The 23,210-nt window shown below is 74.4% G+C and carries 19 protein-coding genes; 3 read left to right on the top strand and 16 right to left on the bottom strand.

The genetic code is table 11. The features are described from left to right. Positions 1-63: 63 nt before the first annotated feature. Positions 64-1,350, bottom strand: coding sequence for a helix-turn-helix domain-containing protein (locus LPU43_RS00165; protein WP_229397580.1), 1,287 nt, complete (start codon positions 1,348-1,350; stop codon positions 64-66). 213 nt (positions 1,351-1,563) lie between these two features. Here LPU43_RS00165 and LPU43_RS00160 point away from each other — a divergent pair, with 213 nt between their 5' ends. Next, a complete protein-coding gene (locus LPU43_RS00160; protein ID WP_229397578.1) occupies positions 1,564-2,055 on the top strand; it encodes a hypothetical protein in 492 nt (163 codons plus the stop codon). A gap of 315 nt (positions 2,056-2,370) precedes the next feature. Here the strand turns inward: LPU43_RS00160 and LPU43_RS00155 are convergent, their stop codons facing one another. After that, positions 2,371-3,030, bottom strand: a complete 660-nt coding sequence (locus tag LPU43_RS00155) for a GbsR/MarR family transcriptional regulator (RefSeq protein WP_229397576.1) — start codon at positions 3,028-3,030, stop codon at positions 2,371-2,373. A gap of 195 nt (positions 3,031-3,225) precedes the next feature. On the opposite strand from LPU43_RS00155, the gene LPU43_RS00150 reads away from it, so the two are divergent. After that, a complete protein-coding gene (locus LPU43_RS00150) occupies positions 3,226-4,431 on the top strand; it encodes a cytochrome P450 (RefSeq protein ID WP_229397574.1) in 1,206 nt (401 codons plus the stop codon). Positions 4,432-4,481: 50 nt separating this feature from the next. Here LPU43_RS00150 and LPU43_RS00145 read toward each other — a convergent pair whose 3' ends face one another. The 5 genes from LPU43_RS00145 to pdxH form a co-directional block, all read right to left on the bottom strand. Next, positions 4,482-5,657, bottom strand: a complete 1,176-nt coding sequence (locus tag LPU43_RS00145; protein ID WP_229397572.1) for an FAD-dependent oxidoreductase — start codon at positions 5,655-5,657, stop codon at positions 4,482-4,484. After that, positions 5,654-7,258 (bottom strand): (2,3-dihydroxybenzoyl)adenylate synthase, encoded by a 1,605-nt coding sequence (locus LPU43_RS00140; RefSeq protein ID WP_229397570.1) that lies wholly within the window; start codon positions 7,256-7,258, stop codon positions 5,654-5,656. The genes LPU43_RS00145 and LPU43_RS00140 overlap by 4 nt, the downstream gene beginning before the upstream one ends. A 2-nt stretch (positions 7,259-7,260) precedes the next feature. Then, the gene (locus LPU43_RS00135) at positions 7,261-7,902 is read right to left on the bottom strand and encodes a DUF2461 domain-containing protein (protein WP_229397568.1); all 642 of its coding nucleotides are present in this window, start codon (positions 7,900-7,902) and stop codon (positions 7,261-7,263) included. 74 nt (positions 7,903-7,976) lie between these two features. After that, positions 7,977-9,155, bottom strand: a complete 1,179-nt coding sequence (locus tag LPU43_RS00130; protein WP_229397566.1) for a 3-deoxy-7-phosphoheptulonate synthase — start codon at positions 9,153-9,155, stop codon at positions 7,977-7,979. Continuing rightward, complete coding sequence (pdxH, locus tag LPU43_RS00125) at positions 9,152-9,814, bottom strand: pyridoxamine 5'-phosphate oxidase (RefSeq protein ID WP_229397564.1); 663 nt, start codon at positions 9,812-9,814, stop codon at positions 9,152-9,154. Before pdxH ends, LPU43_RS00130 begins: the two co-directional genes overlap by 4 nt. Before the next feature lie 50 nt (positions 9,815-9,864). On the opposite strand from pdxH, the gene LPU43_RS00120 reads away from it, so the two are divergent. Further along, complete coding sequence (locus LPU43_RS00120) at positions 9,865-10,548, top strand: methyltransferase domain-containing protein (protein WP_229397562.1); 684 nt, start codon at positions 9,865-9,867, stop codon at positions 10,546-10,548. Positions 10,549-10,570: 22 nt separating this feature from the next. On the opposite strand, the gene LPU43_RS00115 is transcribed toward LPU43_RS00120, so the two are convergent. The 9 genes from LPU43_RS00115 to LPU43_RS00065 form a co-directional block, all read right to left on the bottom strand. Further along, on the bottom strand, positions 10,571-11,323 hold the full coding sequence (locus tag LPU43_RS00115) for an ABC transporter permease (RefSeq protein ID WP_229397560.1): 753 nt from the start codon (positions 11,321-11,323) through the stop codon (positions 10,571-10,573). Further along, the gene (locus LPU43_RS00110; protein ID WP_229397558.1) at positions 11,320-12,105 is read right to left on the bottom strand and encodes an ABC transporter permease; all 786 of its coding nucleotides are present in this window, start codon (positions 12,103-12,105) and stop codon (positions 11,320-11,322) included. The genes LPU43_RS00115 and LPU43_RS00110 overlap by 4 nt, the downstream gene beginning before the upstream one ends. After that, complete coding sequence (locus LPU43_RS00105) at positions 12,102-13,133, bottom strand: ATP-binding cassette domain-containing protein (RefSeq protein WP_229397556.1); 1,032 nt, start codon at positions 13,131-13,133, stop codon at positions 12,102-12,104. Before LPU43_RS00105 ends, LPU43_RS00110 begins: the two co-directional genes overlap by 4 nt. A gap of 54 nt (positions 13,134-13,187) precedes the next feature. Beyond that, positions 13,188-13,577 carry a nuclear transport factor 2 family protein gene (locus LPU43_RS00100; RefSeq protein ID WP_229397553.1) on the bottom strand — a complete coding sequence of 130 codons (390 nt, stop codon included), beginning with the start codon at positions 13,575-13,577 and terminating at the stop codon, positions 13,188-13,190. A 93-nt stretch (positions 13,578-13,670) separates the two neighbouring features. Further along, positions 13,671-14,480, bottom strand: a complete 810-nt coding sequence (locus tag LPU43_RS00095; RefSeq protein ID WP_229397552.1) for a thioesterase II family protein — start codon at positions 14,478-14,480, stop codon at positions 13,671-13,673. After that, positions 14,477-15,583 carry a Gfo/Idh/MocA family oxidoreductase gene (locus LPU43_RS00090; protein ID WP_229397550.1) on the bottom strand — a complete coding sequence of 369 codons (1,107 nt, stop codon included), beginning with the start codon at positions 15,581-15,583 and terminating at the stop codon, positions 14,477-14,479. The genes LPU43_RS00095 and LPU43_RS00090 overlap by 4 nt, the downstream gene beginning before the upstream one ends. Continuing rightward, a complete protein-coding gene (locus tag LPU43_RS00085) occupies positions 15,580-16,638 on the bottom strand; it encodes a saccharopine dehydrogenase NADP-binding domain-containing protein (protein WP_229397548.1) in 1,059 nt (352 codons plus the stop codon). Before LPU43_RS00085 ends, LPU43_RS00090 begins: the two co-directional genes overlap by 4 nt. Further along, the gene (locus LPU43_RS00070; RefSeq protein WP_305072978.1) at positions 16,635-22,094 is read right to left on the bottom strand and encodes a non-ribosomal peptide synthetase; all 5,460 of its coding nucleotides are present in this window, start codon (positions 22,092-22,094) and stop codon (positions 16,635-16,637) included. Before LPU43_RS00070 ends, LPU43_RS00085 begins: the two co-directional genes overlap by 4 nt. Beyond that, the coding region (locus tag LPU43_RS00065) for a non-ribosomal peptide synthetase (RefSeq protein ID WP_229397546.1) at positions 22,091-23,210 on the bottom strand (1,120 nt) is incomplete at its 5' end. The genes LPU43_RS00070 and LPU43_RS00065, both read right to left, overlap by 4 nt.

Genomic DNA, 23,210 nt, shown 5'->3' with positions numbered 1-23,210 from the left:
GGTTCCCGATCGAGTCGCGGCTCAGACCGAGGCGGGCCGGCAACCGGTCGCCGACCCGCCCCCTCAGCCCCGGCTGGGATAGCGGCAGGCGGACGACGCCGCCTCGGCCTGCTGCCGCTGGTCGAGCGTCACCGGCACCGCAACGCGCGGAGCGTCCGGCCGGATCTCACGGGCCCGCACCAGGCCGGTCGGGCTGTCCCCGCCGAGGCAGGCGGCGGCGACCAGGACGACCGTCCCGCCGGCCGTCGGGCTCGGCAGCTCGTCGAGCCCGACGCTCGCCCCGGCGGCCGGATCGCGCACGTCGGTCAGGCTGAGCTGTCGCCAGGTGCGCCCGCCGGACGACGCCGGGTGCCCCACGGCGACGGCGAAGCCGACGACGTACAGGTCCGGGCCGGTCGCCCGCAGCGTCACGGCCCGGGCCCGGCCCGGTTCGGCGACGACGGCGAATTCGAGGCCGGTCGGGACCGGGCGACCCCTGGGGCAGTCCGACGCCCGCAGGTCACGCGGCGGGTTGCCGTGCACGACTGCGGAGGAGACGACCCCGCCGCCGGTTACCTTGAACCAGCGCACGTCCGGCATGCCGCCGGTGTTGTCGTAGACCTTCTCGCCGACACAGAAGCCGGTGAAGCCGACCGTGCAGTTCGGCGGGATGGTGGTCAGCACGGGCTCGTCCCGGGCGGCCCCGCCGCGCACGTGGGCGCCGCTGCCGTAGGTCACCCCCGTGAAGGCGGCCCCGTTCGGCGGCGAGGGACAGCCCGCCGCGCCCCGCGCCGGCGGCTCGTCGTTCGGCAGCTCGATCACCGTGGCGACCACGGCGACGACGGCGACGATCGAGGCTGCGACCGCGACGGGTACGACCCAGCGCGGGCGCGACCGCCGGGGCGGCCCGTTCCCGGACCGCCTCACGTCGGAGGGCACCGCCGCATGGCTCTCCGCACCCGCGTCGGCCTCCCCGGTCGGGTCGGCTTCCCCGGTCGCTTCGGATTCCCCGGTCGCGCCGGCCTCCCGGGACGGCTCGTCGACCGGCTCCCGGGACGGCTCGCGGACCGGCTCCCCGCCGGGCGGGGGAACGGGCTCGGTCGGGCGCACCCGCGCCGCCGTCTCCTGCCAGCGCCGCCGCCACTCGTCGGGGTCGCCGCCGCACGCGCCCGCGTAGGCCAGCAGCACCTCCAACGTGGGCAGGCGGGTGCCGCCGGCCGCCTCCGACAAGGTCGTCGCGCCGTAGCCGGCGGACTTGGCGAGCTGGCGGTAGGTGGGATTGCCCGCCTCCGCGCGGAGCTTGCGCAGTTCGTAGGCGAGGGCCTGCACCGGGCCGGCGGCCGGATCGACGGGTTTTTCCTGACGGGCCATGCAACGTCCCTTCACCCAGCACTCCGAGCGGCAGCCCCGATTCCTCGTCGCCCATCCTGCCCGACCAGGCCAGGCATCCGGTGCGCCGCCACGCATTGTTCGGAGTTGATTGATCGGAACCCGCAAACGCCCTGATCAAGCGGGCCGGCGACTAGCAATGGAGACGGAGCGTCATCGACGTTCCGCGATCGATCCGAGACGAAGGAGAAGATCATGAAGGCACGAATCGCCACTGCGGCCGGTACCGCCCTCGGCGCCCTGGGCCTGCTCGGCGCGTTCGCCGCGCCGGCCGCCGCCGCGCCGCTGCGCAACTGCGCGATCAACCTCGACACCGGCGCGGCGACCTGCGCGAGCAGCGAGGACCGGGCAGTGCGCGCCGTCGGCGCCCAGGCCAGCCTGGTCATCACCCGCGTCTACGCTCAGGCGAACTACGGCACCGGGGGCAAGGTGCTCGCCTTCACCCAGGCTCGGGAGTGCACCCCGGGCTACGACGCCGAGTGGCAGTGGGACGACCTGAGCGTCACGTCGGCGGGCGACATGAACAACGCGATCAGCTCGGTGCACACCTACCACCAGTGCGACGTCAAGCTCTTCGACGGGAAGAACTTCACCGGCGCGTCGTCGACCTGGATCGATGAGGCACCCGTGCTCGGCAACATCGGCGACGGGTGGGGCAACCGGGCGAGCTCGATCAAGTTCTCCTGACCAGCCGGCCGGCGATGACCTGAAATGGCGTTGCCGGTTGGTCGCCGAGCGGCTCCCGGACGGGTTCGTCTCCGTCCGGGAGCCGCTCTCGCCGCGCCTGACGGCCCGCTCCCGAGGGGCCGCCGCGACGCGCGGCCTGCGTCCGTCAGGTCAGCCGGCGGCGGATCCACCAGACGCAGAAGCCGGTCAGGGCCAGGGCGAGGCCGAGGTAGAGCCCCGCCTCGGCCCATTGCAGAGCCCAGAAGTTGCCGGCGGGCTGGTAGGTGGCCCGCTGCTGGTAGCCGCGGCGAGGTGGGAGGCGGCGTCGCGGGCTCCTCAGGAAAGCAGGGGGCGCCAGCGGTCCGCCGACTCCATCATGTCCAGAATGACCCGCTCCAGGAACGTCCCTCCCCTGGTCAGCCGCCGCCCGACGGGGCTGTCGACCCCGATCGCCTCCGCCGCCGCCAACGAGGCCCGCGCCGCGTCGCGCGTCTGCCGGAAGCTGATCGCCACCGAGTGGTACCAGGCGTCGTCGTCGACCACGTAGATGTCGCAGCGCCGCTGCGGGTCCCGCTCGCGCCGGACGTACCCGTTGCGGATCAGGAAGTTCACGGCCACCGAGATGGAGGCCGGGCTGACCTCCAGTCGGCGGGTCAGCTCGGCCGCGGTGCGCCGGCCGGCCTCGGAGAGCAACAGGTCGACGTGCACGCGCGCGGTGGTCCTCGGCAGCCCGGACCGGACCGCCATCTCGACGATCTCCGCCTCCGCCGCGCCGACCGGCGCTCCGGCGTCACGCGCGGGTGCCGGCGTGCCGCGCCGCGCCCGCCGGGCCGTCGCCCGGTGCGCCTGCTGGGGCTGGTAGCCGCCGGGGCCGCCGTTGCGCCCGACCTCGCGGCTGATCGTCGAGGTCGGGCGGTCGAGCCGCCGGGCGATCTCGGCGTAGGAAAGCCTGTCGGCGAGCCCCGCCGCGATGCGCTGGCGGTCCTGCTGGGTCAACCGTTCTCCTGGCATGCCGCCAGTGTTGCCTTCGCCGCCATTCATTGCAACGCCGCATTGCGTTCGCGCCCAGCGTCATTGCACCAATTTACCGCCAACCACCTGGGCTGATGCGTTTATCGACATTGACCGGACCTCGAACGCAACGTAGCTTTCGGCATATACCGAATAGACGTCGGCGAACGGGGAACGACCATGACCGAATCCGTCCACACCGTCACGACGCTGCCCGCGGCGCGTCGGCCCGGCTGCCCCTTCGACCCGCCCGCCGAGCTGGTGGACGCCCGCCGGCACGGCCCCATCAGCCGCTACACCTTCCCCGGCGGGAGGCCCGGCTGGCTGGTCACCGGCTACGACCTGGTCAGGTCGGTCCTGGCCGACCGGCGGTTCAGCTCCCGCAAGGAACTCATGCTCCACCCGACCATCGACTACGGGGACATCGAGGTGCCCCCGGCGCCGCCCGGCGAGTTCCTCCTCATGGACGAGCCCCGGCACGGCCGCTACCGGAAACCGCTGGTGCGCAAGTTCACCGTGCGGCGGATGCGGCAGCTCACCGAGCGCGTCGAGCAGATCACCACCGAACACCTGGACGCCATGGAGCAGGCCGGGCCGCCGGCCGACCTGGTGACCGCGTTCGCCAAGCCGATCCCCGCCATCATGATCTGCGAGCTGCTGGGGGTGCCGTACCAGGACCGGGCATCCTTCCAGGAGCAGGTCGACTCGTTCATGAACGGGGAGACGAGCGACGAGGACCTCCTGGCGGCCTACACCGCGACCCAGGACTACCTCGCCGAGCTGGTGGCCGCCAAGCGGGCAAACCCCACCGACGACATCCTCGGCGACCTCACCGACAGCGACCTCACCGACGAGGAGCTGAAGGGGATCGCCCTGCTCCTGCTGGCCGCCGGGCTCGACACCACGGCGAACATGCTGGCCCTCGGCACCTTCGCGCTGCTGCGCAACCCGGAGCAGTTGGCCGCGCTGCGCGCCGACCCCGCGCTCGCCGATCCGGCCGTGGAGGAGCTGCTGCGCTACCTCACCGTCGCCAAGACGTTCATGCGGACGGCGCTGGAGGACGTAGAGGTCGGCGGCCAGACCATCCGGGCCGGCTCGCCGGTGATCCTGTCGTACCACACCGCCAACCACGACCCCGAGCGCTTCGCCGACCCCCACGTGCTCGACCTCGGCCGGCAGGACGGCGGGCACCTGGCCTTCGGCCACGGCATCCACCAGTGCCTGGGGCAGCAGTTGGCCCGCGTCGAGCTGCGGGTGGCGCTCCCCGCGCTGGTCCACCGCTTCCCCACGCTGCGCCTGGCCGTGCCGGCGGAGGAGGTCCCCCTGCGCCCGGAGAGCGCGGACATCCACGGGGTGAAGAGCCTCCCGGTCACCTGGGACGCGTGACCGGGGCCGACCACCGTGGACACCGGGCACTCACCACCGCCGGGCCGGTCTCAGTACCGGCTCTCCGGGCTCGGGCCGGAGCGGGGGCCGTAGGGGGCCGTCTCCAGCCAGCGGCCCAGCGCCGGCACGTGCGGGGCGAGCGCCGCGCTGCACCGCTGCCGCAGCCGCATCGCCGGCCCGGGGCGCAGGTGGCGCAGCGCGTCCCGGGCCGCGTCGCGGTTGTGGCGGGCGGCGCGCTGCCGCTGCTCGGCGTACCGGGCGACGGCCCCCGCCACGTCCGCCGGCGCGGCGGCGAGGGCGTCGGCGGCGGCCGCGGCGTCGGCGATGCCGCTGTTCATCCCGCGCGCCCCGAACGGCGGGAAGAGGTGGGCGGCCTCGCCGGCCAGCAGGACCCGACCGGTGGCGTCGACCATGCGGTCGGCCACCACCTGCTGGAACTGGTAGCGGGCCACCCACAGGACGCGGTCGCGGTACGCGGCGGGCACGACCGCCGGCAGCCAGTCGCGCGCCGCATCGGCGGTGGCGAAGTCCTCGGGTACGTCGTCGACGCGGCACTGGAGGTCGATCTGGCAGCCCCCGGCGAACGGCACCTGCATGACGGTGCGCCGCCCGATCCCCGGGTGCTCGTAGTGCAGGGTCCGGGCCGGCGGCAGCGGGTCGTCGGGGTCGTCGGCGAGGTCCACCACGACGTGGAAGCCGCGCGCCCGGGGGCCGTGCAGCCCGATGCCGACGGCGCGGCGCACCGCCGAGCGCGCGCCGTCGGCGGCGACGACGTACGGCGCGTCGAAGCGCCGCCCGTCGGCGGTGTGGACGGTGACGCCGTCGCGGCCGGGGTCCACCCCGGTCACGGGTGTCCCCCACCGGATGTCGACCCCGGCGTCCGCGCAGGCGTCGAGCAGGAAGCGTTCGGTGTCGACCTGGCGGAGGCTGACGAACGGCGGCAGCGTCCCCGGCGGCGGGGGCGGGTAGCTCCGCTGGAACACCTGCCGCCCGCCGTGCAGGGTGCGCCGGGTCCGCCAGACCAGGCCGTATTCGGCGATCCGGCGCGCGAGCGACGGGTCGATCGCGCCCAGCCGGTGGAGGGTCTGCCCGTGGACGAACAGGGCCCGGCTGCCCGGCCGGGCCCGGTCGGCGGGCTCGGCCTCGATCAGGGTCACGGGCAGCCCGTGGTGCCGCAGGGCCAGCGCGGCGGTCAGGCCGGTCGGGCCGGCCCCCACGACGATCACCGCGACGCCCCGGCGGCGACGCGCTGCCGGACGATCTCCCGCAGCCGGGCCTTGTCCACCTTGCCGACGGGGGTGCGGGGGAACGCCGGCAGCACCTCCAGCCGGTCGGGCAGCTTGAACGCGGCGACGCCGCGCTCCCGCAGGTGGCCGACGATGTCGGCGAGCTGCGGCGGCTCGCCGCGCGGGACGACGAACGCGCAGGTGCGCTCGCCGAGCACCGGGTCGGGCATGGCGACCACCGCGCAGTCGTGCACGGCGGGGTGGGCCAGGACGTGGTCCTCCAGCTCCTCGGCCGGCACCTTGTCGCCGCCCCGGTTGATCTGGTCCTTGATCCGACCCTCGACGACCAGGTGGCCGCTGGGCAGCAGCCGCACCACGTCGCCGGTGCGGAAGAAGCCGTCGGGGGTGAACACCCGCGCGTTGTGCTCGTCGGCGCGGTAGTAGCCCCGGAACGTGTACGGGCCGCGCACGAGCAGCTCCCCCGGCTCGCCGGGCGGCACGTCGCGGCCGGCCTCGTCGACCACCCGCACCTCGTCGTCGGGGGAGATCGGCCGGCCCTGGGTGGTGGCGACGACCTCCGGCGGGTCGTCGGGGGCGGACTGGCTGAGCAGCCCCTCGGCCATCCCGAACGACTGTTGCAGCGCGCAGCCGAGGGCCGGGGTGAACCGGCGGGCCGCCTCGGCGCTGAACTTCGCCCCGCCCACCTGCACCAGGCGCAGGCTGGACAGGTCGGTGTCGCCCAGCTCGGCCATGTCCGTCCAGAGCAGGGCCAGCGGCGGCACCAGGCCGGTGACGGTGACCCGTTCGCGTTCGACGAGCGTGAACGCGTCGTCGACGGCGGCGGTGGGCGCGAGCACGACGCGCCCGCCCACGTGCAGGGTGCCGAGGATGCCGGGGCAGGCCAGCGCGTAGTTGTGGCCGGCGGGCAGCACGGCGAGGTAGACGTCGCGCTCGGTGAGCCGGGCGTTCTCGGCGCTGGCCCGCAGGTTGTAGCCGTAGTCCTCGTGGGTGCGGGGGATCAGCTTGGGCTTGCCGGTCGTGCCGCCGGAGAGCAGGAACAGCGCCACGTCGGCCGGGTCGACGTCCGTCCGCACCGGGTCGGCGTCGAGCCGGTCGAGCGGGTGGAACTCCTCGGCGTCGCCGGCGACCACCACCGTGCCCGGCAGCGCCAACCGGCGGGCCAGCTCCCGGTGGTCGTAGCCGAGGTACCGGTCGGGGACGACCAGCGCGACCGCGCCGCTGGCCTCGTGGAGGTGGCGCAGCTCGCTGTCGCGGTGCGAGGGCAGCGCGAAGACCGGCGGCGCGCCGAGGCGCAGCAGGGCGAAGGTGACCGCCACGAACTCCAGCGTGTTGGGCAACTGCACCACGACCCGGTCGCCGGCGGCGATGCCGAGCGCGTGCAGGCCCCCGGCCAGCCGGTCGGCCCGGCCGTCCAGCTCGCCGTAGGTCATCCGGCGCTCCGGCTCGACGAGGGCGATCCGGTCCGGGTCGCGCCTCGCCCACTCGCGCAGCCGCTCGTCGAGGCGCTCGGGCCGCCAGTGGCCCCGGTCGCGGTAGCGCCGCGCGAACTCCTCCGGCCAGGGAACGCACCCTTCGAGCATTCCTACTTCCCTCCCGTCTCGACGTGTCGGTTGAGCCAGTCGACGAGGCGGCTCAGCCGCGCCCAGCCGTCGCGGACCAGCCGCGCCGCCGAAGCCCCGTGGAGCTGGTCGTTCTCCTTGACGTAGCGCTCGGCGCCCAGCGAGCGGTACCGCAGCAGCTCCACCCGGGGGTGGTCCGCCGGGAAGCCGCGCGGGTGGGTCTTCAGCCGCTCGCCGACGAGCTTCCAGTCCTCGCCCTCCAGCTCGTCGACGATCTCCTGGAGCTTGCGCCCGGAGCGGTCCGCGTCGACGGCCTCCCGGTAGCGGGTGACCTGCGCCGAGGTCAGGCCGTGGTAGCCGCCGCCGAGGTGGACGCCGCGCCCGTCGAGCTGGAGGTAGTAGCCGATGCTGTCGGCGGAGCCGGCGGTCAGGCCCTGGTACGTCTTGTACGGCGACTTGTCCTTGGCGAAGCGCACGTCCCGCTGGGGCCGCCACACCTTCGTCGCGCCGAACCGGTCGCCCAGCTCCTCGGCGAGGGCCTGCATCGGGTCGCGCACGCAGGTGTCGTACGTGTCCTTGTGGGCGTGCCAGAAGTCCCGCGAGTTGTCCCGCTCCAGCTTGCGGTAGAAGGCGAACGCCTCGGGCGGGAATCCCTTGAAGGTCACGCCGGTCTCCTCTGTGGTCGGTCGGCGGCTCACGGCCGGGTGGGTGGGCGGGTCACAGCAGCGGGGGCGGCGGTTCACAGCAGCCGGGCGAAGTGGGCGAGCAGCGCGCGGGCCTGGGCGGGGCTGAGCCTCGGGTCGCAGGCGCTGGTGTAGCGCGGCAGGGCCACCCGGTCGGGGACGGCGGGGGTGTCCTCCGGGGTGGCCACGCACTCGGTGACGTCGTCGGGGGCCACCTCCAGGTGCAGCCCGGCCGGGGGTTGGCGGCGGTACCGCAGCGCGCGGACGAAGCCGGCCACCTCGTCGTGGATGGCCTGAAGCGGCCGGGTCTTCGCGCCGCCGCGCAGCACGACGGTGTTGCCGTGCATGGGGTCGCAGAGCCAGAGCACGGGCGCGCCGCGCCGGGTGACCTCGGTGACGAGGTCGGGCAGGAGCCGGTGGACGTGCCGCGCGCCGAGCCGGGTCACGAAGGCGAGCTTCCTCGGCACGCCGTGCGGGTTGAGCAGCCTGCTGAGCCGTACGGCGTCGTGGGGGGTGGTGGTCGGCCCGATCTTGACGGCGACCGGGTTGTCGAGCGCGGCGGCCCAGCGCACGTGCCAGCCGTCGCAGTCGCGGCTGCGGTCGCCGATCCAGACGAGGTGGCCGGAGGAGGCGTAGCGGCCGGTGGCGTGGGCGCGCACCAGCGGCTGCTCGTAGTCGACGAGGAGCGCCTCGTGCGAGGCGTAGAGCGCCTCCGCCGCGGGCCGCCCGGCCCGGGAGGCGCGGACGCGGGCCAGCGCGAGCGCCGAGCTGTCGTACCCGGTGAGCATCCGGCGCGGGTCGGGGCGGCGGGCCTCGGCCGTGGGCGCGCAGCCGTTGACCAGGTCGCCCCGGTACGCCGGCAGGACGGTGCCGTCGCCGAGGGTCTGCGTCGGCGAGGAGCGGGGCTTGGCGTACTGCCCGGCGAGGCGGCCGACGGTGACGCAGGGCCGGCCGGTGTCGGCGCGCAGCGCGTCGGCGAGGGCGTACAGGTGGGCGATGCGGGCGTCGAGCGCGGCGTCGGTGGCGTCGGCGAAGCGTTCGGCGCAGTCGCCGGCCTGGAGCACGAGCCGCTCTCCCCGGTGGGCGTCGGCGAGGGCGGCGAGCAGGTCGGCGCACTCCGCCCAGCCGACGAGGGGCGGCCGGTCGGCGAGGGCGTCGCGGACGGTCGCGACGTGGCCCGGGTCCGGCCACGCCGGTTGCTGCACCGGCGCGGCGGGGGCGGCCAGGGTGCTCACGGGGCCAGCCGCTCGATGGTCCAGTCGCCGTCGACGCGGCGGTACCGCACCCGGTCGGGGGCCTCGTGCGGCTGCGCCTGCCAGAACTCGACCCGGTCGGGCAGGAGCCGCAGGCCGCCCCACTCGTCGGGGCGCGGCAGCTCCTGCCCGGCGAACCGGTCGGCCACCTCGGCGACGCGCTCGCGCAGCGCGGCGCGGTCGGGCAGCACCGACCGCTGGTCGCTGGCCCAGGCCAACGTCTGCACGGCGCGCGGCAGCCGGGTGAAGTGGTCGTCGCTCGCCAGCGCGTCGAGCGGCTCGACGGTGCCGCCGACCCGCACCTGCCGGCCGGCGGAGAGCCAGCCGAAGCAGAGTTCGGCGTGCGGGTTGCCGGCCAGGTCGGTGGCCTTGGCGCTGCCCAGCCCGGTGAAGAAGACGAAGCCGTGGTCGAGGCGGGCCAGGTCGACGTGGCGGGCGGCGGGTCGACCGTCGGCGTCGACGGTGGCCAGCACGGCGGCGTCCGGCGCGGCCGGGCGTCCCGCGCGCCACTGGTCGTACCAGGACCGGAACTGAGCCAGCGGGTCCCGGTCCGCTGTGGTGGGATCGAGGGTGTCGGGCTCGACGCCGACGAGGCCCTCGTGGCTCGTGGTGGGTCGTAGGCTGCGCCTCTGGACCTTCATCGCCCGGGCCTCCTGTGCATGCGCTCTGTTGTGGACGAAGGGGGAAGACTGTGGATTCGGCAAGCCTGGATCTGGTACGCCGCCTGCGGCAGCGCCACCACGACGTGGTGGAGCCGCAGACCTTCCGGCTGCTCGGCCAGGAGTGGGACCTGCTGCCCGGGGTGTACGCCCCGAACCTGACGCCGTCGGCCGCGCTGTACGCGCAGTGGCTGCCGTACCCGGTCGGCGGTGCGTTCTGCGAGGTCGGCTGCGGCACCGGCTACATCTCCGTGCTCGCGGCGCAGCGCGGTTGCGCCCGCGTCACGGCGTTGGACGTCAGCCCGGCGGCGGTGGAGAACACCCGCCGCAACGCGGACCGGCACGGGGTGACCGACCGGGTCGACGTGCGCTGCGGGGACCTGTTCGCGCCGCTGGACGACGGGGACCGCTACGACCTCGTCTTCTGGAACTCGAACTTCGTGGACACGGCGCTGCCGGAGTCGTCGGACGCGATGCTCGACCGCGCCTTCGCCGATCCGGGCTACACCACTCATGACACCTTCCTCCGTACGGTCGCCGACCGCCTCGCGCCGGGCGGCCGGGTCATGCTCGGCTTCACCGACCTCGGCGACACGGGGCTGTTGGGCCGGCTCGCCGCCGCGCGCGGGTGGCGTCCGGAGCCGCGCCGCCGGGCCGTCGGCGCGCACCCCGACGGCGAGTTGCGTTACGAGCTGATCGAGCTGGTCCGGGCGTGAGGCCGCTGCGGCGGGGCGTGCGTCACCGCATGCTCCGCCGCAGCGCCAGCGGGGCCAGGACGACGGTCGAGACCGCCGCCCAGGCGAGGGTCTGGAGCACCGGCGTCAGGACCGGCCCGCCCCAGGAGAGGCCGAGCAGCGCCGAGTGGGCGGTCGACAGCGGGTTGAGCCGGATCACCGGCTGCGCCCAGTCGGGGAACGCCGACAGCGGCACCAGGCAGGTCGACAGCAACAGCAGCAGCGTCACCGGCGTGGTGAGGGCCGTGTTCGCCGACTCCGCGCTGCCGACGCTCGCGCCGACCAGCAGCGCCGCCCACAGGAAGATCACCGCGAAGAGCAGCGCGACGAGCAGGAACCCGAGCGCCGCCGGCGCGCCCTGCCGGAACCGGAAGCCGAGCAGGTACCCGACGGCGACGGTGACCACGGTGACGAGCGTGAACTTGACCAGGTCGCCGCCGATGCGCCCGAGCAGCGGCGACACCGGGGAGATCGGCATCGTCCGCAGCCGGCCGTGCAGGCCGCCCCGCAGGTCGAGGTGGTGGGCCACGGCGGTGCCCGCGCTGCTGTACGCGACGCTGAACAGCACGATGCCGGGGGCCAGCCGGGCGATGTACGGCTCCTCGGTGGAGCCCGCGACGACCTCGCCGAACATCACCAGCATGAGCAGCAGCAGGATCAGGGGGAAGGCGACGGCGTCGCCCAGCAGTTGCGGGCTGCGCAGGAACCGCCGGGTGTTGCGCCCGGCCAGCAGCGCCGCCTCGGCCGCCACGCTCATCGTGCCCTCCGGAAGACTCGGGACGCCGCGACGCCGAAGACGACCGCCAGCACCGCGACCCAGACCACCGCGCCCCGGACCTCGACCCACGACGGGGAGGCCGACGCCAGCGAGCGCAGCGCGTCGATGACCACGGAGACCGGGGAGTTGCGGATGACGGGTTCGAGCCAGCCGGGGAACGCGTCGGCCGGGACGAACGCCGTCGACAACATGATCAGGGCCAGGTAGGGCAGGTTGAGCAGGGTCGCGACGGCGGCCGGGTCGCCCGAGGAGAGCCCGACGGCGGTGGTGCCGGCGGTCAGCGCCAGGGCGAACGCGACGGCGAGCGCCACGAACCCGCAGGCGGCCAGGACGCCGCCGTGGAACCGGAAGCCCGCGAGGTGACCGGTCAGGCTGATCACGACGACGGCGACGAACGCCCCCACGGCCTCGCTGGCGATCCGGCCCAGGGCGATCGCGCCCCGGTTGACCGGCATGACGAGGCAGCGGCGGTACATGCCCGACGCCCGGTCGGCCGCTGACGCCGCGCCGGAGGTGTTGGCGACGGTGAACATCCACTGCGCGACGATGGCCGGCGGCAGGAACTGCCCGTAGTCCAGGCCCCGGGCGTCGAACAGCCGCCCGAACAGCAGCAGGAAGCCGAACACGAAGATCAGCGGGAAGACGACGAACATGACGGCCATCTCGACGGTCGCCCGGTGCCGCAGGTTGCGTCCGGCCAGGACGGCGCCCTGGGCTACCAGGTTGCCGAGCCCCGCCTCGGTGCCGGCCGCCGCCGTCACGACCGCGCCCCTTCCGCCGGGACCGCCCCGGCGGGCCGCTCCCCGTCCCGGCCGGTCGTCCCCGCGTCCCCGTCGGCCGCCCTTTCGTCCCCGTCGGCCGTCTCGTCGGCCCGGCCGGTCAGGGCGAAGAAGACCTCGTCCAGGGTGGGCTTGCGCAGGGCGGCGTCGTCGATCTCGATGCCCCGGTCGTCGAGCAGCCGGACGATCTCCACGAGCTGCGCCGGGCGCGACACCGGCACCACCAGGTGCTCGCCGTGCTCGGCGACCTCGCCCGAGAACGCGCGCAGCGCCTCCCGGGCCGCCGCCCGGTTCGGCTCCGGCACCGTCACCTCGCACACCTGGCCGCCGACGCGCCCCTTCAGCTCGTCGCCGGTGCCCTCGGCGATGACCCGGCCCGCGTCGATGACGACGACCCGGTCGGCGAGCCGGTCGACCTCCTCCAGGTACTGACTCGTCAGCAGGATCGTCGCGCCGTCGTCGCGGAGCTGCCGGATGGTCTGCCAGAGCTCCTCGCGACTGCGGGGGTCGAGGCCGGTGGTCGGCTCGTCGAGGAAGACCACGGGACGCGGCACCACCAGGCTGGCGGCCAGGTCCAGGCGACGCCGCATACCGCCCGAGTACGCCTTGACCGGCTTGTCGGCGGCGTCGCCCAACGCGAACCGGTCCAGCAGCTCGTCGGCGCGCTGTCGGGCCTGCCGCTTGGGCAGCCGCAGCAGCCGGCCGAACAACATTAGGTTGTCCCGCCCGCTGAGCACCTCGTCCAGGGCGGCGAACTGGCCGGTGACGGCGATGCGGGCGCGCACCTGTTCCGGTGCGCCCGTCACGTCGCAGCCGTCGACCAGCAGCCGCCCCCCGTCGGGCGTCAGCACCGTCGTCAGGCAGTTGATGATGGTGGTCTTTCCCGACCCGTTCGGCCCGAGCAGGCCGAGCAGTGTGCCGGCACCCACCGTGAAGGAGACGTCCCGCACGGCCGGCTTGCCGTCGAACTCCTTGCGCAGGTGCTCGACCTCGATCCCCCACTGGGTCACGTTCTCATCCCTCCTGCCGACCGGGGCATCCCGCCCCGCGTCGGCCTACCGGTGTCAGTTCTCGGACGTGGACACCGGCGTCTGCTGGTGGAACATCAGCTTCCAGCCGCCGTCGCGGCGCACCCAGACGCTGGACATGTAGAGGCGGAACGTGCCGCGCCCGGCGACCTGCGCGTTGGCCCGGTACGTGATGACGGCGCTGTCGTCGCCGAGGGGGACGAGCTTCTCCTGGTCGAGGGTGAAGCCCTCGAAGGGCGAGGTGTTGCCGTCGATCTCGGCCACCAGGTCGTCGCCCGTGGAGACCCCGTCGTGCTCGACGACGAGGGTGTCGGGGGTGACCAGGGCTCGGTAGAAGTCGCCCTTGGCGGCGGAGATCGCCCGCCAGCCCTCCTCCTCCAGCGCGAACAGTTCCTTCAGAAGTTGCGTGCGGTCGCTGGTCGTCACCTTTTCCTCCTCATTTCTGTTGATCGGTTGGGACAGCCTACCGATCAGAGCTTTTGTCGGCTACGTGACATTCCGATGGGATACGGGGGAATCTCACGGTGTCGAGGGCCACGACATCGACACCGGTGTGCCCGGTCGTAGGTCCGCCAACACCTCGCGGACCGTCGTCACCGGCCGCTCGACGAGATAGAAGTGGTCGCCGGGCAGCACCCGGTGCCGGAAGTCGCCCCGGGTGCACCGCCGCCAGGCTTCGGCCTGCTCCGGCGTCACCTCCGGGTCGCTGTCGCCGCAGAGCGCGGTGATCGGCGTGTCCAGCACGATCTCGCCGTCCGGCTGGTACGTCTCGATGAGCCGGTAGTCGGCCCGCAGCGCGGGCAGGACCATCTCCCGCAGGCTGGCGTCGCTGAACAGCTCCTCCTCCGTGCCGCCCAGCCGCCGCAGGTCGGCCAGCAGCGCCTCGTCGCCGCCGGTGTGCACGTCCTCGGCGGGTTGCAGGTGCGGCGCCGGCCGGCCGGAGACGAACAGCCGCGCCAGCGCCCGGCCGTCGCGCTGCTCGATCCGCCGGGCCACCTCGACGGCGACGGCCGCGCCCATGCTGTGCCCGAGGACGGCCAGCTCGGGCCCGGGCACGGACGCCAGCGCCTCCACGATCGGCCCCACCAGCTCGGACATCGTCGTCGCGCACGGCTCACCGGCGCGGTCCTGCCGGCCCGGGTACTGCACCGCCAGCAGCTCCACGCCCCGGGGCAGCAGCCGGGCCCACTTGCTGTAGAAGCTGGCCGCGCCGCCAGCGTGGGGAAACGCCACCAACCGGATCAGCGAGCCGTCCGGGGCCGGCGAGGGAGTGTTGAGCCGGCGCAGCCACCGCTGCGCCCGCAGGTCGACGGCCGTCGCGCCGGTCATCGCGCCTCCTCCAGGTCGGGGTCGGTTGCCAGGTCGGGGTCGGTTGCCAGGTCCAGGTCGCGCAGCGACAGCGGCTCGGGCGGCGGCGCGTCGAGCAGCTCGGGCTTGCCCAGCCGGACGCTCGCGTCCCGCCACGCCTGGCAGACGGCGAGCTGCGCCTGACCGGCCGCGAGCGGGGAGACGCCGGCCCGGCTGTCGCGGTGCAGCGCCGCCAGGTGCCGGGCCGCGGCCTCCGGCCACAGCCGGCCGACGATCTCGCGGTAGCTGGGCGCCTCGGCGGGGCCGAGGAACTCGGCGCTGGGCGCGTCGAGGTGCGCCCCGGGGGCCTCGTCGAGGCGGTGGGCCGACCGGCCCTCCTCGGGGAAGTGCGGGCGGGGGCTCCAGACCACCGGGCCGTGCGTGTTGAGCAGCGTCAGGTTGCCGCCCTCCGCGCCGATGGTGATCCGGTGCAGCAGGTGCGCGTGGTTGTCCGGGTCGGTCACGTGGAGCTGGTTCTGCACCCGGATCGCGATGGGCACGCCGCGCACCTGCCCGGTGAGCGTGCGGAACGGCCCGCCGCCGGTCACCGGCTCGTCGAACGACCACGGCCGCAGCCCGCCGAGGGCCAGCCGCAGGATGTCGAACAGGTGGTAGAAGACCTGGAGTCCGCAGGTGGCCTCCACGTAGACCGGTCGCTGCCGCCGGGCCAGGGCCCGCGCCGCGCCGATGAACCGGCGCACCGGGGCGACCTGCGGGTAGTAGGTGCTGACCTGGTGCAGGACGCCGTGGCGGCGGGCCACCCGCAGCGACTCGGCCAGCTCGTCGTGGTGCACCGGCCCCTCCTGGAGCACGTGCGTGCCCCGGCTCATCAGCCGCTGGGCCAGCTCGCTGCCGGGGCCGCCGTTGACCCCCGCGTAGACGGCCACGACCGCCAGGTCCACGTCGGCCGGCACCTGGTCGGGGTCGGTGTAGAGCGGCACTCCGGCCCGCTCGGCGATCCCCACCGACCGCTCGCTGCCCCGGGCGAGGATGCCGGCGAGCCGCAGCGGGCCGTCCGGCCGGGCCAGGGCGCCGAGGTAGACCCGGCCGAAGCCGGTCCCGCAGACGAGCACGTTGGCGGTCACAGCACCCCCTCCTCCACCGCGGTGGCCCCCTCGACGACGTCGAGCCAGCGCACCGCCGGCGCGGCGGCGAGCCGCCGCAGCGTCGTCTCCACGTCCAGCGCCCGCCCGGCGTGGCTGACCCCGTCGGGGAGCCGGCCGTCGAGCAGTTGCTCGACGGCGAGCGCCAGGGCCAGCGCGGTCAGCGCGTAGCTGTCCGTGCCCCGCAGGGTCAGCACCCGGCTGGTCGGCCGGCCCGCCGACGCGCCGTCGAGCTGGAAGACCATCTGCTGGTACGCGGCGCGGCCGAACAGGTCCAGCTCGGCGGCCCGGACGACCCGCTCGACGGCGTCGGGGGCGTCGGGGTCCACCCGGCCGAGCACCGACAGGGCGTGATCGCCGTCGAAGACGTGGTACCAGTGCACCTCCTCGACGCCGAGCGCGCCGGCGAGCCACTGCGCCTCGGCGCTGAGGAACGGATGCGCGGTGACCCGGCCCGGGAAGTGGGGGAGCTCGGCGTCGCGCAGCGGTTCGAGCCGACCCGGCACCAGCCGGCCGCCGGCCCACGCCGCCCCCGAGCGCCGGTCCCGGTCGCGCATCCCGGCCAGGTAGTCGGCGGCGGCGGCCGGGGTGAACCGGTCCCGGCCGCCGAGGTGGGCGGTCAGCCGGTCCAGCCGGTCGAAGTGCCCGGCGGCGAGGGCGCGCGGCAGCAGCGCCGACAGGCCCGGGGTCATCCCCGCGCCGAGCACCACGCGCCGCCCGGCGGGCACCCGCCCCGGCTGGCAGGTGTCGGCCGGGGAGACGTAGTCGGCCCCGGCGGCCAGGGCCGCCGCCGCCACCCGGTCGCCGATGCGGTCGGCGGGGCCGGTGCAGTCCACCACGACGTCGCAGCCGGCGCAGAACGCCGCCAGGCCGCCCGGGTCGTCGACGTCGGCGACGACGCCGCGCTCCCCCGCCGCCCGGCGCACGGCGTCGGGGTTGCGCCCGGCCGGCCGGACCGTCACCGCCAGCCCGTCGAGCAGGTCGACCGTGGCCGCGCCCACCGCGCCGGTGCAGCCGAGCACCCCGACGGTCGTCATCGCCGCTCCCCGGCGTGCACCTCGCGCAGCACCTCGACCACCCGGTCCGCATGCGGGGGCCGCAGGCAGGTGAAGTGGTCGCCGGGCACGTCCACGATCGACAGGTCGCCCAGGCACAGCTCCCGCCAGAACTCCGTCATGTCGCGGCGCAGCCACGGCAGGAACCCGGTGTCCTCGGTCTCCCGCAGGAACGTGACGTCCCCGAGGTACGGGGTCGCCCGGTGCCGGGTCACCGCCGCCATGCTGGTCCGGTACAGCTCGTACAGCGACGACAGGTCGACCTCGGCGGCGTCGGCGTCGTCGGCCTGCCCGGTGATCGCGGCCAGCCGCTGCGCCTGCGGCCGGGCCCGCAGCGCCGCGAAGCGGGCCGCCACGTCGGCCAGCTCGTCGTCGCCGGTGAGCGCGTCGAGCGCGCCGCTGGGCACCCGGCCCGGCGTGGCGGCGAGGACCGCGTCGAAAGCCCGCGCGATCCGCGCGTCGTCCGGGTAGCCCAGCGCCTCGGTGTCGGCCCCGACCAGCCGGGCGAAGACGTACTCCAGCACCAGGTCGTCCTCGACGGTGTGCGGCAGCCCGTAGCTGCTGATGATCGTCAGGCTGGCCACGGTCGCGCCGGCCTCCGTGAGCTGCCGGGCGATCTCCAGGGCCACCAGGCCACCCATGCAGTAGCCGACGACGTGGAACCGCTCGTGCCCGGTCTCCAGCAGCCGCCGGGTGTAGTCGGCGGCGCGCCGCTCGACCAGCCCGGCCGGGTCCTCGTCGCGGTACGGGTCGTCGCCGCCGACGGCGAGTCCCACGACCGGCCCGGCGTCGTCCAGCAGGGGGATGAGCGTCCGGTACGCGGCGAGGGTGCCCACCCCGTCGTGGACGAGCACGCGCAGCTCGTCGCCGGGGGCGTCGGTGAGCCGAATCAGCGGGTCGCCCGGCGTCGGTGCGCCGGTGCCGTGCTCCCCGGTCGGCGCGGCGGAGCGCACGGCCTCGGCGAGCCCGGCCACGGTGGGGCGGTTCATCAGGGCGCGCAGCAGCGTGTCGTAGAGCAGGCCGCCGGCCTCGGGGATTTCCTCGCGGACCCGCCCGGCGAGCCGCGCGACCAGCAGCGAGTCCCCGCCGAGCTGGTAGAAGTCCTCGTCGCGACCCACGGCGGGCACCCGCAGCAGGTCTGCCCAGACGGCGGCGAGGCGGCGCTCCAGGTCGTCGGCGGGGGCGTGGTGCGGCCCGGCCGCCTCGCCCTGCTCGCGGCGGGCCCACCGGCGCAGCAGCGCGGTGTCCACCTTGCCGTTGCCGGTGACCGGCAGCGCGTCGACGACCTGGGTCTGGGCCGGCACCATGTACTCGGGCAGCCGCTCGGCCGCGTGCCGGGTCAGCTCGTCGGGGCGCACGTCGCACCGGTCGGCCTTGAACCGGGCGGCGAAGACGTGCTGGCCCAGCGCCGCGGTCACGTCGTCGGTGCCGGGCAGGTGCAGCACCACGTCCGCCTGCGCCTCCGCCAGCAGCCCCCGCCACTGCTCCACGGACAGGAACGTCTGGTCGCGCCCGCGCCGCAGGTCCTCGTAGTCCCACTTCTCCGGGTCCTTCTCCGGCATCATGAACTCCATCGAGGTCATGATCTGGACGTTCTCCCGGGTGGTCTCGATGAAGACCAGCCAGCCGCCGGGGGCGAGCAGCTCCCGCAGCCGGCCCAGCACCACCCCGGCGTGCCGGGAGTTGTGCAGCACGTTGGCGCAGACCACCACGTCGAAGCTGTTGGGCAGGTAGCCCTGCTCGCGCGGGTCGTCGTTGATGTCCAGCAGCCCGTAGCGGAGGCGGTCGCCGAAGCGCTGCCGCGCCTCGGTGAGGAAGAACTGCGACACGTCGGTGAACATGTAGTCCACGTCGGCGTCGGCGAGCTGGGGCACGACCACGGTGCTGGTGCCGCCCACGCCCGCGCCGACCTCCAGCACCCGCAGGGTCTCCGGCCGGTCGGCCGACAACTGGCGCAGCAGCCCGAGGACGGCGTGGTTGACGTACCGGCTGATCACGTTGTCCCGGTACGCGGCGTACGAGATGTCCAGCCTGCCCTCGGGGAAGAGCAGCGGCAGCGGGTCAGCCTCGTCGCGCAGCAGTTGCGGCAGCAGCTCGGTGCTGGTGCGGAAGTAGCCGATGAGGGACGCCTGGTACTGCTCCTCGCGCTGTAGCTCGTCCACGGCGGCCCACGCGGCGGCCAGGTCGGCGGCGTCGACGGTGCGGGGGGCGCGGTACCCGTCCCCGGCGCGGGTCAGCAGCCCCGCCTCGACCAGCGCGGCCAGCCAGCGCCGGACCAGCCGGTGGTGCCGGGGCGCGACCCGGGCGCGGGCGATGACCTCGTCGGTGGTGTGCGTGTCGTCGGGGCCGGCGAACAGCCCCTGCGTGGTCAGGGCGTGCAGCATGCCGAGCAGCCCGGCGAGGTCGAGGCGGCGCATGAACTCGGCCAGCTCGTCGCGGTCCACGTCGACGGTGGTGGCGTCGCCGGCGGCACCGGCGGCGGCGGTCAGCGCGGCCAGGCGCGCGTCGGGGCGGGTGTCGCGCCCGGCGGGCTGGGCGAATGCGACGAGGCGGCGCTGCGCCGGCTCGTCGCCGTCGACGAGGACGTGCGCGGCGGCGACGCCGGGGTGCCCGGCGAGCGCGGCCTCGACCTCGGCCAGCTCGATGCGGTGGCCCCGGACCTTGACCTGCCGGTCGGTGCGGCCGAGGAACTCGATGACGGCGTCGCGCCGGTACACGCCGACATCGCCGGTGCGGTAGAGCCGGCCCAGCTCCGGGTGCTGCGGGAAGCGCTCGGCGGTCTGCCGCTCGTCGTTCAGGTAGCCCAGGGCGAGGCCCGCGCCGCCGATGTACAGCTCGCCCGGCACGTGCTCCGGGCAGGGCCGCCCGGCGGCGTCCAGCACGTGGAAGCTCTGGTTGGCCAGCGGCGTGCCGTACGGGATGCTCGGCCAGTCGGGGTCGACCCGCTCGATCGGGTGGAAGATCGACCAGATGCCGGCCTCGGTGGCGCCGCCGAGGCCGACCAGCCGCAGCCGGGGCCAGCGGGCGCGCACCCGGTCGGGCAGCGACACCGGGATCCAGTCGCCGCTGACCAGCGCCAGCCGCAGCGAGTCGAGGTCGTCGCGGGGCTCCACGGCCAGGTAGTCCTCCAGCAGTTGCAACTGGACGGGCACCGAGTTCCACAGCGTCACCCGGTGGGCGGCCACCAGCTCCGCCCAGTGCGACGGGTCGCCGCGCCGGTCGGCGTCCGGCAGCACGACCGACCCGCCGACGCCGAGCACGCCGAAGATGTCGTACACGCTCAGGTCGAACCCGAGGCTGGCCAGGGCCAGGACCCGGTCGGCGTCGGTGACGCCGAAGCGCCGGTTGACGTCGGCGATCGTGTTCAGCGCGGCCCGGTGCGACATCATCACGCCCTTGGGCACGCCGGTGGACCCGGAGGTGTAGATGACGTAGGCGAGGTCGTCGGGGGCCCGCTCGGGCGGCGGCGGCGTCTCGGCGGCCGGCTCGACGGTGTCGACGGCGACGACCGGGACGGTGAGCCGCGGGTCCAGCCACGACTGGGTGAGCGCGTGACGCACCCCGGCGTCGGCCAGGATGCGGTCGCGGCGGGCCGCCGGCTGCCCGGCCTCGATCGGCAGGTACGCCCCGCCGGCCAGCAGCACGCCGAGGGCGCCGACGACCTGCTCCCAGCCCTTCTCCATCACGAGCGCGACCAGGTCGCCCGGGGCCAGGCCCTGCGCCCGCAGCGCCTCGGCGACCGCGCCGGCCCCGGCGACCAGCTCGCCGTACGTCAGGGTGCGCCGGCCGTCGACGACGGCGGTGCGCGCCGGGTCGCGGTCGGCGGCGGCGAGCACGCCGTCGGTGAGCAGCCCCTCCGGCAGCGGGGCCGGGACGTCGTTGACGGCGGCGCGGCGGCGCGACTGGGCCTCGGGGAGGGTGACCGGCGCGGCCAGCGACCAGGTCGAGGCGTCGGTGGCCAGCCGCAGCAGCAGGTCGCCGAGCTGGGCGAACATGTCCTCGACCACCTCGTCGGGGAGCACCCGCTCGCGCACGTCCCACCGTACGTGCAGGTCGCCGTCCTCCTCGACGGCCTGCGCGTCGATCCACACCTGCGGGGTCTGGCTGCGGCCGTACCCGACCCGCCCGTCGGCGGTGTCCTCCTGCGCCGCCCGTCCGCCCTCGGCGACCCCGAGGGTGCTGGTGAACACGACGGGCATCAGCGCCTCGGAGCGGCCCCGTCTGCGGCCGATCTCGCGCATCACCTCCACCCCGCTGAAGGAGCGATGGTCCATGTCGGCCCAGAGCCGCTGTTGCAGCGTCACGGCCCGGTCGGCGAACGCGGCGTCGACGGAGTTGTCGACCTCCAGCAGGCTGACCGTGGTGAAGTCGCCGACCAGCCGGTCGACCTGCGGGTGCAGGGCCTCCCGGTTGAGCAGGGTGAGGTTGAGGCAGAAGCGCGGCTGCCGGCTCCAGCGCCCGATCACCTCGGCCACGGCGGCGAGCACGGCCGTCGACGGCGTCACCTGACGCTCCCGGGCCGCGGCGCGCAGCGCCGCCCACCGCTCGGCGGGCAGGACGGTGCTCAGCCGCCGGAACCGGGCCGGGCCGTCGCCGCGCTGCGGCAGCACGGGCAGCTCGGGCGCGCCGGGCAGGGTGTCCAGCCGCGACAGCCAGTACTCGCGGTCGCGGTCGTAGGCGACCTCGTCGCGGGCGGCCCGCTGGGCGAGCAGGTAGTCGCGGAAGGTGATCTCCAGCTCGGGCAGCTTGCCGCCGGCGTAGAGCTGCCGCAGCTCGTCGAGGAGCACCTGGGTGCTGAGGTAGTCGGCGACGAGGAAGTCGATGGAGACGTGCAGGACGGCGTGCCGGTCGGTCAGGGTGACGGCGAGCGCGAAGAGCGGCCAGCGCTGCGGGTCGTAGCGGTGGTGGTCCATCCGCTCGCGGGTGGCGCCCAGGTGCGCCTCGATGCGGTCGTCGGGCTCGCCCCGCAGGTCGGTCACCGGGACGTGGTGGCGGGGCACCTCGGGCCGTACCTGCTGGGAGCCCTGCGGGTCGAACACGGCGCGCAGCATGTCGTGCCGGCGGACCAGGTGGTTCCAGGCGTCCTCCAGCCGCTCCGGGTCGAGGTCGGGGAACTCCACCTCGGCGTAGACCTGGCACGGGCTGTCGCCGTACTCGTACAGGTCGGAGCGGCCCAGCAGGTACGACAGTTGCACCTCGGTCAGCGGGAACGGGTCGTGCCGGTGCTCGGGGTCGGGCACCACGGTCGCGCCCTGCCCGGCCAGGTGCGCCAGGACGGCGTCGCGGTGCTCGGCCAGCGCCCGGCGGCGCTCCTCGGTCAACGCGCCCTTCGGGCCGCGGAACCGGAGGCGGCCCTGGTCCTCCCACAGGTGCACGCCCTGATCACGCAGGTCCGCGATCAGCTCGGCGGCGGTCGGGGTGGTCAGCGAGCTGGTCATAGAACGCCTTCCTCGAAGCTGTCGATCAGTTCTGCCGTCTGCGCGACGGTGGGTGCGGCGAAGATCTGCCGCATGGGGATCTCGACCCCGAATTGACTGCGGATCGCCTCGACCAGTCGGGTGGCGAGGAGGCTGTCGCCGCCCAGCGCGATGAAGTTGTCCTGCCGCCCCACCGAGGCAACGCCCAGCAACTCCACCCAGATCGCCGCGACCCGCTCCTCCACCTCACCCCGAGGCGGCTCACCACCAGCGACCGGACCGTCCTCATCGGCCAGAGCCGCCAACGCCTTCCGATCAACCTTCCCATTACCCGTCAACGGCAACTCGTCCAACACCGTGCACACCGACGGAATCGCATACGACGGCAACCGCTCACCCAAGAACTCCGCCAAACCATCCACATCACCATCACCAGCCGGCACCACAAACGCCACCAACCGCAACGGCGACCCCACCGCCAACACCACCGCCGAACCCACCGACGGATAAGCCGACAACGCCGACTCCACCTCACCCAACTCGATCCGATGCCCCCGCACCTTCACCTGATGATCACGACGCCCCAAAAACTCCAACATCCCATCAGGCCAATACCGCCCCACATCCCCCGTCCGATACCACCGCTCACCCGCATACTCCACAAACCGCTCCGCCGAACGCACCACATCATTGCAATACCCCGACGCCACCCCCGCACCACCAATCCACAACTCCCCCGCCACCCAGTCAGGACAATCCCGACCACGACCATCCACCACCCGAAAACGCTGATTCCGCAACGGCCACCCATACGGCACCGACACCCACCCCGCCGGCACCTCCCCCACCTCACACGCATTCGACCAAATAGCCGCCTCCGTCGCACCACCCAACGCCACAAAACGACACGACGACGCCACCCCCCGAACCCGAGAAGGCAAATCCAAACCAACCCAGTCACCCGACACCAACACCAACCGCAACCCCGACAACCCACCATTCGAAGCAGAACCCTCGACGCCAGAACCCGCCACCAACGCCATGTCCAACAACGCCGGCACCGAATTCCACACCGTCACCCCGAAACGCCCACACAACTCCCACCACCGATACGGATCACGCCGATCCGCCTCACCC

The organism is Micromonospora okii (assembly GCF_020884795.1).
Taxonomy (GTDB): Bacteria; Actinomycetota; Actinomycetes; order Mycobacteriales; family Micromonosporaceae; genus Micromonospora; species Micromonospora okii.
Note: the sequence above shows the minus strand (reverse complement) of the source record. Positions and strands in the feature narration are given on the sequence as shown.